Below are 15,612 nucleotides of genomic sequence, written 5' to 3' on the forward strand. Positions count from 1 at the left end.
ATGATAACCGTGTTTTGGGCTGACAGTGGTCATGTGCGGTAGTCTCAGGGCGCCCCCTGGCCCGAGGAGATGGTGATGACGATTGGCGGCTACTTCGCCGAGACGGTGAACTCCGGGGCCCTGCTCATCGCCGTGCCCTTGGCGGTGATCGCCGGGATCGTCTCTTTCATCTCCCCGTGCATCCTGCCGTTGGTGCCCGGCTACCTCGGCTACGTCTCCGGGCTGACCGATCCGACCCGGGCCGACAACCGGCGGCGGGTGCTGGCCGGGGTGGGGCTGTTCATCCTGGGTTTCGCGGCGGTGTTCACTGTCTACGGGGCGGCCTTCGGCGCCATCGGGGGCTGGTTGGTGCGGTGGCAGGATCCGCTGATGCGGGTGTTGGGGGTGTTCGTGGCGCTCATGGGCCTGGTGCTGGTCGGGAAGTTCCCCTTCCTGCAGCAGACCAAGAAGCTGTCCTTCCAACCCCGCACCGGCATCGCCGGCGCCCCGCTGCTCGGGGTGGTCTTCGGCCTGGGTTGGACCCCCTGCATGGGCCCGACGCTGAGTGCGGTGCTGGCGCTGAGCACCACCACCGGCGGGGCCTGGCGCGGAGCCCTGCTGGGCTTCACCTACTGCCTGGGCCTGGGCATTCCATTCGTGCTGGTCGCGGCCGGGCTCAACTGGGTCACCACGACCCTGAGCTACATCCGCCGCAACATCCGCACCTTCAACATCGCCGGCGGATCCGTACTGATCGCCGTGGGGCTGCTGATGGTGACCGGGATCTGGATGCAGTGGATCTATCAGCTCCAAAGCCTCGCCGGCACCTTCATCACTCCTGTCTGAGCCCGGGAGAACATCCCCGGCTTGTGACGCACCGAATCCCAACACCCACCGATTCACCACACCACCACCCAGGAGCACACCATGGCGAAGATCTACCACGACGTGACCGAGCTCGTGGGTCGCACCCCGCTCGTCCACCTCAACCGGCTCGACGAGGGCCTGCCCGGCAACGTGGCCGTGAAGCTGGAGTTCTACAGCCCCGCCAGCTCCGTCAAGGACCGCATCGGCGTGGCCATCGTCGACGCCGCCGAGAAGTCCGGGAAGCTCAAGCCCGGCGGCACGATCGTCGAGGGCACCTCCGGCAACACCGGCATCGCCCTGGCCATGGTCGGCGCCGCCCGCGGCTACAAGGTGATCCTCACCATGCCCGAGACCATGTCCACCGAGCGGCGGGTCATGCTCCGCGCCTACGGCGCCCAGATCGTGCTCACCCCGGGCGCGGAGGGCATGCGCGGGGCGGTCGAGAAGGCCCAGGAGATCGTCGAGTCGACCGAGAACGCCGTGCTGGCCAAGCAGTTCGCCAACGAGGCCAACCCGGCGATCCACTACGCCACCACGGGCCCCGAGATCTGGGCGGACACCGACGGCGAGGTCGACGTCTTCGTCTCCGGCGTGGGCACCGGCGGCACCATCACCGGGGCGGGCCGCTACCTGCGCGAGCAGAAGCCGGACATCCGCCTGCTCGTGGTCGAGCCGGCCGACTCCCCGCTGCTGACCGAGGGCAAGGCCGGCCCGCACAAGATCCAGGGCCTCGGGGCGAACTTCGTGCCCGACAACCTCGACCGGCAGATCTACGACGACGTCTACGACGTGAGCGTCGAGGACTCCGTGCGGGTCGCCCGGGAGCTGGGCACCAAGGAGGGCATCCTCGGCGGGATCTCCTCGGGCGCCATCGTCTGGGCCGCCCTGCAGGAGGCCGCCAAGGAGGAGAACCGGGACAAGCTGATCGTGGCGATCGTGTGCGACTTCGGGGAGCGCTACATCTCGACGCTGCTCTACGAGGACATCCGCGGCTGAGGCCCTGCCAGGGTTGCCGACCCACATCACCGATCCGCAGCTGCCGCAAGCCATCACTAAGGCCGAGCTGATGGCCCGCGTGCTGGCCGAGAACGGCCTGGGGCACGTGGGTCTCGCCCTCGATTTGGAGTCCCCGTAGCTGTCCGCCGGAGGAGAACTGCGCGTGGTCATTCCCTGGAGTCCGCCCTAACCGCGGCACCTCCGTCTCGGGCCGCATCGCCATTGCCCGGAGAGCCAATGCCCCCGCAGCCGGTGGTCGCCGCCCCGACGGCAACGGTGATTCCCGTTGCTATGATCGACGTATAACGATCATCTCTGAGTGTGCCGGCGTGCGCCTCAGGTCCTCGACAACAGGCCCGCCGTGTTGCGCTCAGAGGCCTATCGGCTTCCCGGTTCATCGTTTCCGGGGTCAGCCCCTACCCGTCCCCGAGCCCGTTTCGACCCTGAGGTGAAATGCCCGTGCCCTCGAACTCTTCACTGCCCACCCACCCGTCCCGCCGCCGTGTGCTCTCCTTGGCCGGTGCAGGAGTCCTCGGGGTGGTCATGGCCGGCTGCGGTGCGGAGGAAGATCCCCTGGCCCAACAGGCCAACACGGGAGATGAGAAGGGCTACATCGCCGGGGACGGCACCGTCTCGGAGTACGCCCCGGATCAGCGGGGGGAGCCGGTGCAGTTCAGCGGCACCCTTTTCGATGGGACCGAGCTCTCGGCCGAGGACTTGCGGGGGAAGCCCGCGCTGCTGAACTTCTGGTACGCGGCCTGCCCTCCGTGCCGGGTGGAGGCCCCGGACCTCGCCGAACTCGCCCAGCAGTTCGAGGGGCAGATCGCCTTCTACGGGGTAAACCTGCGCGATGATCAGGCCACGGCCGAGGCCTTCGAGCGGACCTTCGGGATCCCGTACCCCTCCTTCGAAGACAAGGACGGGAAGGTGGTGATGGCCCTGAACGCCTATGTGCCCCCGCGGGCGGTGCCCACCACGCTGGTGCTCGACGCCCAAGGCCGGGTCGCAGCCCGCATCCTGGGGATCGCAGACCGGTCCATCCTCGAGACCCTCCTCGAGGACACGGTGGCCGAGACAGCATGACTTCCGGCACCCCCTCCGCCGTCCCCGCACAGGGAGCTGAAAGGTCACCATGAGCACCACTAGCAGCAGGCAGAGCACCCCTGAGGACACCCCCGGCAGGGGCCCCCGAGGCTCTTCGCCCACCGGACCCGGCAAGAACCCCAGGGATGTCGAGCTGCCGGCGCTGGGGCCGGTCGGGATGGCCCGGTGGGCGTGGGCGCAGCTGACGAAGATGAACACCGCCCTGTTCCTGCTGCTGTTGCTGGCGGTGGCGGCGGTGCCCGGCTCGACCTTCCCGCAGCGGATCCAGGACACGGGTGCGGTGGCCGACTACATCGATGCCAACCCGACCCTGGGCCCGTGGCTGGACCGGCTGCAGTTCTTCGACGTGTTCTCCTCCGTGTGGTTCTCCGCGATCTACATCCTGCTGTTTGTCTCCTTGGTGGGGTGCGTACTGCCCCGGGCGGGCAAGCACTGGCGGGCCTGGCGGGCGCAGCCCCCGCGCACCCCTAAACGGCTGGAACGGCTGCCCGAGCACCGCCGCCTGGTCCTCGGTGGGCCCGCGGACGCCCCGGCCCCGGACGAGGTCGTGGCCCAGGCCGCCCGCCTGCTGGGCAAGCGCGGCTACCGGGTGGCCGTGCGCGACACAGGAGGACCGGCGCCGTCGGTGGCCGCCGAGCGGGGAATGTGGAAGGAGGTCGGCAACGTCGTCTTCCACCTGGCGCTGCTGGGCGTGCTGGTCTCCGTGGCCGTGGGGTCCCTGTTCGGCTTCAAGGGCCAGAAGATCCTCGTGGAGGGCGATTCGTTCGCCAACTCGTTGATCAACTACGACGCGTTCATCCCGGGCACCAACTTCGACGCCGACCAGCTGGAGCCGTTCTCCCTCACCCTGGAGAACTTCGAGGTCGAGTTTTACCGCGACACCGCCGTTCCCAGTCAGTACGGGACTCCGGTGGACTTCACCGCCGAGGTCACCGTCCAGCAACCCGGAGGACAGCCGCGGCAGGAGACCCTGAAGGTCAACGCCCCGGTCAACGTCGACGGGGTGAAGTCGTTCTTGATCGGCAACGGCTACGCCCCCCTGATCCGGGTGACCGACGGCAACGGCGACGTCGCCTTCGAGGGGCCGGTGGTGGGCATTCCTTCCGACGGGGTCTACACCTCCTCACTCGTGCTCAAGGTCCCCGACGCTGCCCCGGACCAGCTAGGCTTCACCGGCCTGCTGCTGCCCACCGCCGTCACCGGGGCCGATGGGCTCCCGCGGTCGGCGGATCCGGGACTGGCCAACCCGAAGCTGATCCTGTCCTCCTACTCCGGGGACCTCGGACTGGACTCCGGAGTCCCCCAGAACGTCTACGCGCTTGACGTCGAAGGGCTCACCGAGCTCAACGGCATGCTCACCCCCGATGGGCCGATCACCCTGGATGCCGCGGGCCCGGTCTACGAGCTGCCCCAGGGCAAGGGCAGCATCGAGTTCCTCGATGTGAAGCGCTACGTGGGCCTGGATATCGTCTACGACCCGGGACGGACGGGCGCCTTCGTGTCCTTCGTGCTGGCCTTCACGGGCCTGTTGATGTCGATGTTCATCGCCCGCCGCCGCCTCTGGGTGAGGGCCTCGAAAGGCGTCGACAAGGACGGGGCCCCAACCACAATCCTGGAGTACGGTCTGCTGGCTCGCGGGGAGGACCCCCGGCTGGCGGCCGAGGCGCAGCGGCTGGGCGAGCTGTTCACCCAGCAGTGGGGCACCGCGCCCCCGCCCGCTGACGCTGCCGCACACCCCAAAACGAGCAGGGCCCACAGCGGGCCGGCCCACAACTGAGAGGACATCACCGATGACCGTCAATGAGGACCTGGGCGCCTGGAGCCAGTTGTTCATGCTCCTGGCCGCCATGACCTACCTGGTGGCCTTTGTGGCCTTCGCCTGGGACATGGCCTCCCACTCCAAGATCCTGCGCAGGGCCCGACCCGAGCAACACAACAGATCGGAAGGGCAACTGGTCGGCGCGGCAACCACTGCCACGGTGAACACGGTGGAGGCCGATGATTCCCGGGCCGGGCTGGGCACCGGTGACCGCGGCCGCGGGTACCCGGCCTCCGCCCAGTCGGTGCTGGCCGAACACGTCGCTGACTCCTCCATGCGCTACACCGGGACCCGCCGCCCAGCGGCCCGGGCGGCCGTGACCGTCATGGTCCTGGCCTTCGCCCTGCACGCCGTGGCCGTGATGGCCCGGGCGGTGGCCGCCGGACGGGTGCCCTGGGGCAACATGTACGAGTTCGCCACCACCGGGGCACTCGTCGTGGCCGGGGTCTACCTGGGTGCGCTGCTGCTGAGGGACCTGCGCTTCGTGGGCACCCTTGTCACCGGGCTCGTGGTGATCATGCTCACCGCCGCCACCATCGGCTTCCCCACCCCGGTGGGCCCGCTGGTCCCCGCGCTGCAGTCCTGGTGGCTGGTGATCCACGTGTCCATCGCCGTGGCCGCCTCCGGGATCTTCACCATCACCTTCGCCATGGCCGTCCTCCAACTGCTGCAGGCCCGCCGGGAGAAAGCCATTCTGGCCGGTGAGGCCCCCGGCATGGGTTTCCTGGGCATGGTGCCCTCCGCCCAGGCGTTGGAGAACCTGTCCTTCCGGCTCAACGCGATCGGCTTCGCGTTCTGGACCTTCACCCTGGCCGCCGGCGCCATCTGGGCCGAGCAGTCCTGGGGCCGCTACTGGGGCTGGGACGTCAAAGAAGTCTGGACGTTCGTGATCTGGGTGGTCTACGCCGCCTATATGCACGCTAGGGCCACCCGCGGCTGGACCGGCACCCGCTCAGCCTGGCTGTCGATCGTCGGATACTTGTGCGTCATCTTCAACTTCGCCGTCGTCAACACGGTCTTCACCGGCCTGCACTCTTACTCCGGGCTGTAACCCCGGCGGCGTAGACCGCCAGCTATGGGGCGGGATTCGTCGTGATCCAGCAGGGAACGGATTGCAGAAACAGGCACGGAAAGAACCCATGGGCCGCTGCCCCGCGGCGCTGGGGCGCGCATCAGGGATACTCCCGGCGCCGCCCTGCGATGGCGTCCCGATCACGGCACCCCGCCCCAGCACTTCCTTGATTTCCGGGCCCGAGAAGGACCCCTTTCGCAGCGCCCATCCAGGCACCACCACGGCAAGGCGGATATCTTCTTGGCGCATCGACCGGCCGGTGCCGGTGCCCGGTACTCAGACATCCAGCAAAGGTCACCCGTGAAGCGCTCTGCCACCATCACCGCCCTCGTCCTGGGGTGCGCTCTGGTGCTGCCCGGATATACCGGCAGCATCGAAGAAGCAGCCGAGGAGAAATCCTCCGGAACTCCCGTTGCTGCAAGCGGAGTCAGCGCCCTGGAGGCGGTTGGCATTCACCTAAGGCTTCCCCCCAGTAACATGCACGCGAACCACGTGCCGGAGTGAATCGCACCAGGTCCCGTGGAGGCTCTGTCCCAGGTTTCGCCCTATTAGCGGCCGCCGGCTCCGGCCAGGAAGAAGAGAACGGCGGCAGTGCACAGGAGATATGCGATCAGAGCCCCACCGAGCATGACGACATCGCGGAGGATGAACCCGTAGGAGTCGTGGCGTTCGCGGCGGTAGCTCAGAACGGCGAAGAGTACCGGCATGAGCGCAACGAAAGCCATGACGGTGAGCACGACCGGGTAGTTCTGCACCGGCACGGTCACGATCGCCAGAGGCAGCACCGCAAGCGTGAAGGTCATGGTGTGGTCGGCGAAGACGCTGGTGATCCCGCTGGTCACCTGCCCACTGCGGACCACGGAACAGGTGGTGAACACCTGCGGCAGAGTAGTCATGAACGCGGTGATGAACAGCCCGCTGACCAGTGGTGCCAGGCCAAGCGCTGAACCGATCTGCTGGGTTCCGGTGACGAGGACGTAGGAACCCACGGCAAGTGCGGCTACACCGCCGAGCGTCAGCAGGGTCTGTTTCCCCGACCACGAGACTTGACCGCGTTCGCCGCCACGACCGCGGAAGAGGGCCTGCCCGAGGTAGATGACGTATGCGACCACGGCGATCAAGCCATCGATCGGCTGCAGCCCTCGCCAGGCCGGAGGCAGGATGAGCACCGCGAACAGGGCGACGACGGCAAGGTAGGGCAGTGCGTCGATGAGCACCGCGCCCTTCTCGATCCGCAGGCCCTCGCCCTGCTCGGCAGGTTTCTTGTCGCTGGTCGCCCGGTTCTACCGAAACGCCGCGTAGCCGACCGCGACGGTGATCGGGATCGAGACCACGGTGGAGCCGAGCATGCTGCCCAGTCCGATCGATCCGGCCCCGGTGGCCGCGCTGACGACGTTGATGCCGACATCGGGGCTGGCGCTGCCGAGAGCGACCAGTGGGCCGCCGGCGGCGCCGGTGAACCCGTACCGCTGCCGTACCGCCTTCAGGGGAGCGGCCAGTTGCTCAGCGCCCCAGCGGGTGGCGAATGCCGCCAAGACCAAGCCCACCACCCACACCCACGTCATCGCGGCCCTCCCCCCACCGTTGCGCTCGACGGTACGGAGCGCACGTTAGAGATCACGAATCCGCTGGATGGCAGGGTGGGCATGCGACGCAGGCTGATCCGCAGATCCTGGGACGGGACGTCATAGGTCATCTCCCGCGTCAGGATGGCCAGCGCCGCCTTCATCAGGGCGATGGTGATCCACTCCCCCGCGCACCGGTGGCCGATGTGGTGATCCCCGCCGCCTTGTGGGATGAGACCGTAGGCGCCGCCGTCCCAAGTGGTGAAGCGGTCCGGATCGAAGATCTCGGGGTTCTCCCACAGGTCGGGGTGGTGGTTGGTGCCGTACAGGTCCAGGAGCGTTCTACGCCCCTGGGGGAAGTGCACGCCCTGCCAATCGAAGGCGGTGCGCACCCGAGCACCGACCATCGGGAAGAAAGGATAGAAGCGGCGGACCTCCTGAACGAACAACTCGGCGTCGCGGTCACCGCCCTGGCGCAACCGGCTTCGCCACTGGGGGTGCTGGTGCAGGGCCAAGGCCGCGAAGATGATGAAGCGGTCGACCGCGACCGTGGGACGCACGAGGTTGAGCAGCTCGACCGCGGCAATCCGGCTGCCCAACAGCTGCCCACCAGGCTCGCGGTGAGTGGACACGACCTGCAAGGCGCTGCCCTCCGGGGCAGCGTGCTCCCCGCGGCGTACCCGATCCACCAGGTCCGCAATGGCTTGTTCGGCCCCGTGGCGGGCGCGCCGGCCCCGCCAGTGCCGGGGACCGACCGCAGCGGGAGCCTCGATCATGGCGTGCAAGGACTGGGTGCGGCCCCTGACCTGGGACTCGGTGACGGGGACACCGACCCAGCTACTGACCGCCTGGCACAGGATCTGCCCGACCTCCTCGTACAGCACGATGCGGTCAGCGGCTTCCCACCCGATAATCCGGGCTCTCCAGCCGTCGGCGACCAGGCCCGTCAAAGTACGGATGTCGTGCGGGGTCATGAGATCCATGAACATCTGCTTGCGCGCCCGGTGGGTCTGTCCGTCTAGGCCCTGCACGCCACCGACACCGAGCAGCGTCTTCTGCACCCGCATTGGGAAGGCACCTCGTCGCTGGAACCGGTCGGCGTCGTAGAAGACCTGCGCGGCCTCCGCACCGCGCAGACACACCGTCGGCTCCAGCAGCAGGCGGGTCTGGAACACATCGGTTCCGTACCGTTCACACCGCCGGGACACGAACTCATAGCCCTGCCAAGCCAAGGCCAGAGTGCTGTCCATACTGAGGTCGTACGCCATGCGTCCCATCAGGACTCCCTCTCACGGTGGACTCGCGGCATCGTGGCCTCGGACCTCGGACCTCGGACCTCGGACCTCGGACCTCGGAAAGCATGATCGCGACTGAAGGATGACATTACCCTGGCGAGGTACCAACGTCAGATGCCGATCGAAGCGCTACAGCGGTAATACCTTCCAAGACGGGATCCCGAGCCCCTGCGATGGCGACCTGATGCAACGCGTCCGACCGGACGCGGCCGGCGATCACCCGATGTCTGTCAGCGGAACATGGGCCACGGATGATGAGTCTGATGGGCAAGCTGGGTCTGACACCGTCGACGGTGTCGACCCCCGTGGGAGCACCGCGACCGGTGGGTGTCAGAGGCCGGTGAAGGCGGTGAAGAAGCGGAAGAACACCGAGGCGGCCACCGCGACGTAGGTGATGGCGACCAGGGTCCAGGCCCAGTCGGCGGCGAAGCGGGCCAGCCCGGGCGGGGCGGGGATGATGCCGTGGACCATGTTGCGGATGGTGAGCAGGATGGTCAGCGGGATCATCGCCGCCCACACGATCATGCAGTACAGGCACAGGATGTAGATGGAGAACAGCGCCTGGGACCACAACCAGATCGCGAACACCGCCCCGGCGGTGACCCCGACCTGCAGCCCGATCCAGTACCAGCGCCCGAACCGCGCCCCCGAGAGGGCCGCCATGGCGGTGGTAATGACCACGGCGAAGGCGACGATGCCGATCAGCGGGTTGGGGAAGCCGAACAGTTCCGACTGCCAGGTGCCCATGACCTGCCCGCAGGAGACCCAGGGGTTGATGTCGCAGCTGGTGACGTGGCCGGGGTCGCGGTAGAGGGCCAGGCGCTCGAGCACCAGGACACCGGAGGCGATCCAACCGATCACCCCGGTCACCAGCAGCAGGACCGCGAAGGGCCGGTACCGGGCGAAGCCGGGCAGGTGGGTCTCGGTGGCCGGGCCGGCGTCGGTGTGATGGGTGGTGCTGGTGGTGGGGTCAGCCATGGTGGGTGTCCTTGACGGTTCCGTTGTCGATGACAGGGGTGTCGGCCTGGGGTCTTCGGGCCAGGACGGCCAGGGCGGTGGCCAACAGGGGCAGGGCCCCGGCCAGGAGGATGGAGCTGGCCGCGGATTGCTGGTCCGCCAGCGGGGCGGGGCCCCAGTCCCTCCCCAGCCCGGAGAACCACTCCGGTTGGATCAGCGCTGGGGACAGGGCGGTGGCCCCCGCCCAGAGCCCCAGGGCGGTGGCTGTCCCGACCAGCGTCAGAGCTTGGGTGTGCACCGCAGCCCGGTCGCGTGGTGGGACCAGCACGGCGGCGGCGAAGATCAGGCCCAGGACCAGGGCGGTGGTATTCATCAGTTCGTGGCCGACGTGGGTGTGCAGGGCCAGGGCGAAGGCGGGGGTGTAGTAGAAGACACCGAGCCCGGCCAGGACCAGGACCGCGGCCGGGATCGGGTGGGCCATCAGCGCCCCGGTCCGGGAGGTGCGCCATGCGGTGGTGAGCTCGCGCGCCCCGGTGGAGCCGTCGGTGCGGGCCGGCACCAGGGCCGCGGCCAGAAGCCCGGGTCGTCCGGCGATCAGCAGCAACGGCACCGGGAAGGCCAGCAGCAGGTGGGCGGTGGTGTGGATGCTGAACAGGATCGGGGCGTAGACGGCCGGCAGCCCGCAGGTGACATAGACCAGCAGCACGAGTCCGGCCAGGAACGCCACCGTGCGCGCCACCGGCCACGGTGTCCTGGTGTAGCGCAGGCGTCGCGCCCCGGCCAGGTAGAGGCAGGCTGCGAGGATCGCCACGGCGATCCACAGCCAGTCCAGGCGCCACTGGGTGACCCACCCGGAGGCGCTCAGCGGTGGGGGCAGCAGGTAGCCGGTGAGGATCTCGGCGGCGGTGATGTCCGGTTCCCGTTCCAGGGGCACCGGGGTGGGGGTGCGCCCCAGGGCCACGCCCAGGGCCATCACCGCGCAGAGGATGAAGGCCTCCACGGTGATCAGCCGCCACACCCTGCCCCGGCTCGCAGGCCCGGCAGCAATGACCCGGCCGTTGAGGTACCCGAGCACCCCCAGGGCCACGGTGGCGATCGTCTTGGCGATCACCAGTGCCCCGTAGCCGGAGGCCAGCCCGTCCCACCCACCGATCCGGTAGACGGTGTTGATAACCCCGGAGACGGCCACCACGACGAAAGCCACCGCGGCCAGGGCGGAGAAACGCACCAGCACGCCGTGCGTGGCCTGCGGGGTGGTCAACAGCGGGACGAGCAGGGCGAGCACGATGATCCCGCCGGTCCAGATCCCGGCCCCGAGCAGGTGCAGGGCCAAAGCGTTGACGGCCCCGTTGTGGTCATCGACCCCGGCCACGTGCCCGAGCTGGGACAGCGGAATGACGGCGGCCAGGGCCACCACGGTGGTGGCGGTCACCGGCCCCGGGGAGCGGGCGAGCACGGCCAAGGTGGTGGTGAGCGCGGCCATCACCGCGGTCACCGCCCACGCCTGGCCGGGAATCAGGCGGGTCACGTAGTAGCCCAGCTGTCCGGTGAACTCGGTCGAGCCCGAGACGGGGGCACCGATGGTGTCGGCGTAGCTGAGCACGATGATCGCCACCGCGGCCAGCGTCCACACCGCCGCCGCCCCCGCGGCCACGTTCAGCACCCGGGCGAAGGCCGGGTGCTCGGCTCCGGGTGTTCTCGCGCCGTGGGCCGGGGTGGACCGGGGCACGACGGTGGTGGCGAAGACCAGCCCTGCCCAGGTGATGGACATGGCCAGATGGTGCACGGTCGTGGCCGCCGGCAGTCCCCAGCGCACCATCGCCCCGGGATCGAGCACCTCCCGGGCCGCGGTGGCCCCGGAGGAGCTCAGGGCCACCCACAGCACGGTGAGGGTCATCAGGCCGACAACGATGAGAGCAGCGGTGGCGACGCCCCGGCGCCGTCCAACCACTGCCAGGGCCGGCGCCGACGGGGCGGGCGGTGGTGTGGTGGTGGTGCGGGATGGACTGGTCATCGGGTCAGTCGGTGGCTGCGGTCTCGACAGCGGCCCGGAAGGCTTCCAGGGATTCGGGGTTGAGCACTTCTCCGTCGAGGTAGAACGTCGGGGTCCCGGCCACGCCCAGGGCTTCACCGTCAGCCACATCGAGCTTGATCCGCTCTTCGGTGGCCGGGTCGGCCACCGCGGCATCGAAGGCGGCCATGTCCAGGCCGAGGTCCTCGGCGAAGCCGCGGAAGAGTGCGCTCTGGTCCTCGGCCGATTCCCCCCATTCGGCCTGGGTCTCGAACATGCGCTGATACATGGCCTCGTACTGTCCCTGCTGGGCGGCGGCCTCCACGGCCACCGCGGCGTTGACGGAGTTGCGGTGACCCGGCAACGGGAAATAGCGGTGCACGAAGGTGACGGTGTCGCCGTACTCGGCCCGCAGGTCTTCGACGAAGGGGTAGGCGGCCCGGCAGGCCTCGCACTCGTAGTCCAGGAACTCCACCAGCACCGCCTGCTCATCCGGGGCCTTCGAGAGCACTCGGCTGTTCTCTCGCACCAGCTGCCCCACATCTTCGGGTACTTCAGGGGTGGAATTGGCACGGGCGATGAGGATCGGGATGGCCACGGCGGCCACGATGGCGACCAGGAGGATCCACACGAGGATCTTGGCCTTCGAGGGTTTCCGCTGGGGGGCGCTCGTACTGGCGGTAGTGCTCACAAGGGGTTTCCGTTCTGTCTCAGGCAGCAGGGCATACCGGGAGTGGAGGGGTTCTAGTGGCGGAGAGTCTCGTCCCCGCGGTGGGAGGCCGGTTCGATCTGGAAGGTGGAGTGCTCGATGGCCACGTCGAAGTCACGGGCCACACAGGCCTGCAGATCCGCCAGCACGACACCGGCGTGCTCGGCGCTCAGGCAGCCGTCGTGGACGGTGACGTGGGCCGAGAGCACCGGGGTGTCGGAGTCGATGCGTGAGGCGTGCAGGTCGTGCACCCCCACCACGTGGGGCAGGGACTCCAGGCGGGTGCGGACCTCATCCAGATCCAGACCCTTGGGAGTGGTTTCCATCAGGACCTCGATGGTGTCGCGCAGCAGAATCAGGGCCCGGGGCACGATCAGGGCGGCGATCAGCAGGGACACGATCGCATCCGCCTGGGTCCACCCAGTGGTGGCGATGACGATCGCGGAGACGATGACCGCCACCGAGCCCAGGGCGTCGTTGGCGACCTCCAGGAAGGCGGCCTTCATGTTCAGGTTCTCTCCCCGCCCCGAGGCCAGGATGATCAGCCCGATGATGTTGCCGACCAGCCCGATCACCCCGAACCACAGCATGGCCGAAGACTCGACCTCCGGGGGCTCCAGCAGCCGGCGGATACCTTCGACGGCAACGAACCCGCCCACGGCCAGCAGCACCGAGGCCTGGGCGGCCGCGGCGACGATCTCCGCCCGCTTGTACCCCCAGGTGCGTTTGTCCGTGGCCGGCTTCAGGGCCAGGGTCGCCGCGATCAGCGCGATCAGCAGCCCGGCGGAGTCGGTGAACATGTGCCCGGCATCGGCCAGCAGCGCCAGGCTGCCCGAGATCACCGCGCCGATGATCTCGGCGACCATGATCGTGGCGGTGATGGCGAAGACTACTGCCAGCTTTCCCCGCCGCCCGGTGGCACCGTGGGCGTGATCGTGCTCACCGCTCACGCCGGAACCTCTTGGGTGCTGGCCGCACCGGCGAGCTCCTCGGCGGCGCACTCCGGCGTGCCGCACTGGCACACCGCCTCGACGGTGAGAATCGTGCCCAGCAGGTCCTCCAGGGCGTGGGCCAGCTTCGGGTCCGAGAGCTCATAGCGCACATTGCGTCCGGCCGGCACGCCCACGACCAGCCCGCAGTCGCGCAGGCAGGCCAGGTGGTTGGACAGGATCTGCCGGCTCACCCCGATCTGGGCCGCCAGTTCCGAGGGCACCGCCGGGCCCTGCTGCAGCTGCAGCAGCACCGCGGCCCGGGTGGGATCGGCCAGTGCTTTGCCGAACCGGGACATCACCTCGACCGGGGACAAGATCCTCATGCCACAACCGTACAGCAGAATCTGTATCAAAGAGGGGCGGGGTCGAGCGAGGCTCGGGCAATGTCCAGCTTGTGTCCCTACGGTGTGGGCGGATGGGGGTGCCGTCCGCCACTGCGGCGCCCCCGTCCTCGAACCACCACGGCACCTCGTGCGGCCGTTGCCGCAATGCCCCTGCGGGGAGGGAAGGCGATTGTCTGCCTCCGGCAGGAGACGGGTGGAGCCCATGATCACTTTCTGCGCTGCTCCGCTGGGCAGCCCGCCCGTGCGCCGTTTCCCGACCGGGTGCAAGGCGGCCGGGCCGTGGCGACCGATCGACTCTGCGATCCAGGCACGAAGTACCCCAAATATGTCGCCGATGACGATCCTCTCGGAGCACTTCGCACCTGACGGAAGGCCTCCCGTCAACCGGCCACCACTGGTGGGGCGAAGCTCAGCGGTAGGTGTAGTACCCATCGAGGGGCATGGCGTTGACGGAGTGGACGAAGGTGCCCTGGGTCGGGTTCAGCGCAGAGACCATCTTGCCGCCACCGATGTAGATGCCGATGTGGTTGCCACCGTTCTGAGACACCAGGTCCCCGGGCTGCGGAGTGGAGGTCGGGGTGGCGGCTGCGATCTGCTGGAAACTGGTGCGGGGAATATCGATACCCTGCTGGGCGTAGACCCACCCGGTGAATCCAGAGCAGTCCCAGGCACCGAAGGAAGTGCCGCCCCAGACATAGCCGGTGCCCACACCCTGCATGGCCGTACCCACGATGCCGCCAGTGGCGGGGGCGATCTCGGTGATCGCGGTGGACTGCGGGCTCACGCTCGAAGCCGTCTGCGCCGCCACCGGGGCCGGGGTGACGTAGGAGCCCTGGCTCCCCAAAGAGGACGAAGCCGGGGCCCACGACGTGGCGGCCGGGGTAGCCGGGAGCTCCGCATAGGCCTGGGCCGGGGCCACGGATCCAAGGATTGCCACGCCAGCAGCAGCAGCGATGGTGGTGTTACGCGCCCGGCACGAGGGGGTCTCGGCGCGGTGACGAGCAGAAGTGTGCTTGAAGAATGCCATGGATGTACTCCTCCCTTTGCCTACGAGGTGAGCTGTCGGATGCGGGTGGGAGACACCCGGTCGCAGGGCGGGATGCTCTGGCGACTTAACCCCTAGGACCCGAATCATCGGGACCGCATGTGGTTCCCCCGCTTCTGCCAAGCAGTTTCTGTGTAATGAACCTCGGGCACCGGCAGAATTCGGCGATGTGCCCGAAGGCGCCGACAGGATCAGTGGCCGGCACGCATCGAAGAGTACAAGAAGATCACGAAACAATCACAATCCCATTCGGGAATGTATAGGAACTATAAAGAAAACAATCAAGATTTGATGAAGTTGTAAATTTTTCTCGACTTTTTCCTATTAATGTCCTGCAAATTATGGCGCCTCGTGGCGGGCGGCACATGCCTTTGTGGTGCGTGCGGACGGTACGGGGAGCCGTTGACCGCGCTGTGGCGGGGACGCGTGCCGCCCTAAAAGGCTCGGTGGCCGATGTCAGGGAAATTTCCACGGATGGCGGTACAAGAATCGTCCCCGAGCAGCTCCAGCTATGTGCGCTACGGTAATCGGCGTTTGAATACGTACGGCATTTGGGCCCGAGGAGACCGCATGGCTATTTATGATTACACCGCCGACCAGCTCCGAAGCACAGCCCACCCGACGGTCGTGCCGCGCTCCAAAGGCCGGATGGTGGTGCAGTGGTTGACCTCCACCGACCACAAGACGATCGGGTACATGTACCTGATCACCTCCTTCGCCTTCTTCTGCCTCGCCGGCGTCATGGCGCTGCTGATCCGCGCCGAGCTCTTCGCCCCGGGCATGCAGATCCTGGAGACCAAGGAGCAGTACAACCAGCTGTTCACCATGCACGGCACGCTGATGCTGCTGATGTTCGG

The 15,612-nt window shown here is 68.1% G+C and carries 16 protein-coding genes and 1 riboswitch; of the genes, 7 read left to right on the forward strand and 9 right to left on the reverse strand.

Going from position 1 to position 15,612, the window contains the following annotated elements:
- The first annotated feature begins 75 nt into the window (after window positions 1-75).
- The 6 genes from CRM73_RS04995 (at window position 76) to ccsB (ending at window position 5,816) form a co-directional block, all read left to right on the forward strand.
- Window positions 76-825, forward strand: coding sequence for a cytochrome c biogenesis CcdA family protein (locus CRM73_RS04995; RefSeq protein ID WP_095650753.1), 750 nt, complete (start codon window positions 76-78; stop codon window positions 823-825).
- An 81-nt stretch (window positions 826-906) separates the two neighbouring features.
- Window positions 907-1,842: a cysteine synthase A gene (gene cysK / locus CRM73_RS05000; protein WP_229587027.1), complete on the forward strand. Its 936-nt coding sequence runs from the start codon at window positions 907-909 to the stop codon at window positions 1,840-1,842.
- Between the two features lie 13 nt (window positions 1,843-1,855).
- Complete coding sequence (locus tag CRM73_RS19715) at window positions 1,856-1,981, forward strand: hypothetical protein (protein ID WP_255219693.1); 126 nt, start codon at window positions 1,856-1,858, stop codon at window positions 1,979-1,981.
- 314 nt (window positions 1,982-2,295) lie between these two features.
- On the forward strand, window positions 2,296-2,925 hold the full coding sequence (locus tag CRM73_RS05005; RefSeq protein WP_062737359.1) for a TlpA disulfide reductase family protein: 630 nt from the start codon (window positions 2,296-2,298) through the stop codon (window positions 2,923-2,925).
- A 49-nt stretch (window positions 2,926-2,974) separates the two neighbouring features.
- Complete coding sequence (locus CRM73_RS05010) at window positions 2,975-4,723, forward strand: cytochrome c biogenesis protein ResB (RefSeq protein WP_084271833.1); 1,749 nt, start codon at window positions 2,975-2,977, stop codon at window positions 4,721-4,723.
- 13 nt (window positions 4,724-4,736) lie between these two features.
- Entirely contained in the window at window positions 4,737-5,816 is a 1,080-nt protein-coding gene (gene ccsB / locus CRM73_RS05015) for a c-type cytochrome biogenesis protein CcsB (RefSeq protein WP_062737360.1), read from the forward strand.
- Between the two features lie 569 nt (window positions 5,817-6,385).
- Here the strand turns inward: ccsB and CRM73_RS05020 are convergent.
- The 9 genes from CRM73_RS05020 to CRM73_RS05060 all read right to left on the reverse strand — a co-directional run bounded on the left by CRM73_RS05020 (window position 6,386) and on the right by CRM73_RS05060 (window position 14,737).
- Window positions 6,386-7,054: a hypothetical protein gene (locus CRM73_RS05020; RefSeq protein ID WP_229587028.1), complete on the reverse strand. Its 669-nt coding sequence runs from the start codon at window positions 7,052-7,054 to the stop codon at window positions 6,386-6,388.
- Window positions 7,055-7,120: 66 nt separating this feature from the next.
- Window positions 7,121-7,402, reverse strand: coding sequence for a hypothetical protein (locus CRM73_RS05025; protein ID WP_095650758.1), 282 nt, complete (start codon window positions 7,400-7,402; stop codon window positions 7,121-7,123).
- Entirely contained in the window at window positions 7,399-8,670 is a 1,272-nt protein-coding gene (locus CRM73_RS05030; RefSeq protein ID WP_217987537.1) for a cytochrome P450, read from the reverse strand. The genes CRM73_RS05025 and CRM73_RS05030 overlap by 4 nt, the downstream gene beginning before the upstream one ends.
- A 357-nt stretch (window positions 8,671-9,027) precedes the next feature.
- Window positions 9,028-9,675, reverse strand: a complete 648-nt coding sequence (locus CRM73_RS05035) for a vitamin K epoxide reductase family protein (protein ID WP_095650760.1) — start codon at window positions 9,673-9,675, stop codon at window positions 9,028-9,030.
- Window positions 9,668-11,668, reverse strand: coding sequence for a cytochrome c oxidase assembly protein (locus CRM73_RS05040; protein ID WP_229587029.1), 2,001 nt, complete (start codon window positions 11,666-11,668; stop codon window positions 9,668-9,670). The genes CRM73_RS05035 and CRM73_RS05040 overlap by 8 nt, the downstream gene beginning before the upstream one ends.
- A gap of 4 nt (window positions 11,669-11,672) precedes the next feature.
- A complete protein-coding gene (locus CRM73_RS05045) occupies window positions 11,673-12,356 on the reverse strand; it encodes a thioredoxin domain-containing protein (RefSeq protein WP_062737365.1) in 684 nt (227 codons plus the stop codon).
- Window positions 12,357-12,409: 53 nt separating this feature from the next.
- Window positions 12,410-13,324 carry a cation diffusion facilitator family transporter gene (locus CRM73_RS05050; RefSeq protein WP_062737366.1) on the reverse strand — a complete coding sequence of 305 codons (915 nt, stop codon included), beginning with the start codon at window positions 13,322-13,324 and terminating at the stop codon, window positions 12,410-12,412.
- Window positions 13,321-13,689 (reverse strand): helix-turn-helix transcriptional regulator, encoded by a 369-nt coding sequence (locus CRM73_RS05055; protein WP_062737367.1) that lies wholly within the window; start codon window positions 13,687-13,689, stop codon window positions 13,321-13,323. The genes CRM73_RS05050 and CRM73_RS05055 overlap by 4 nt, the downstream gene beginning before the upstream one ends.
- Window positions 13,690-14,119: 430 nt before the next feature.
- Complete coding sequence (locus tag CRM73_RS05060; protein WP_229587030.1) at window positions 14,120-14,737, reverse strand: C40 family peptidase; 618 nt, start codon at window positions 14,735-14,737, stop codon at window positions 14,120-14,122.
- Window positions 14,738-14,739: 2 nt separating this feature from the next.
- Window positions 14,740-14,932, reverse strand: a riboswitch (cyclic di-AMP (ydaO/yuaA leader).
- Window positions 14,933-15,325: 393 nt separating this feature from the next.
- On the opposite strand from CRM73_RS05060, the gene CRM73_RS05065 reads away from it, so the two are divergent.
- The coding region (locus tag CRM73_RS05065; protein WP_229587031.1) for a cbb3-type cytochrome c oxidase subunit I at window positions 15,326-15,612 on the forward strand (287 nt) is incomplete at its 3' end.

The sequence above is a fragment of the Kocuria sp. CCUG 69068 genome (genome assembly GCF_020833785.1).
GTDB classification, from domain to species: Bacteria; Actinomycetota; Actinomycetes; order Actinomycetales; family Micrococcaceae; genus Kocuria; species Kocuria rosea.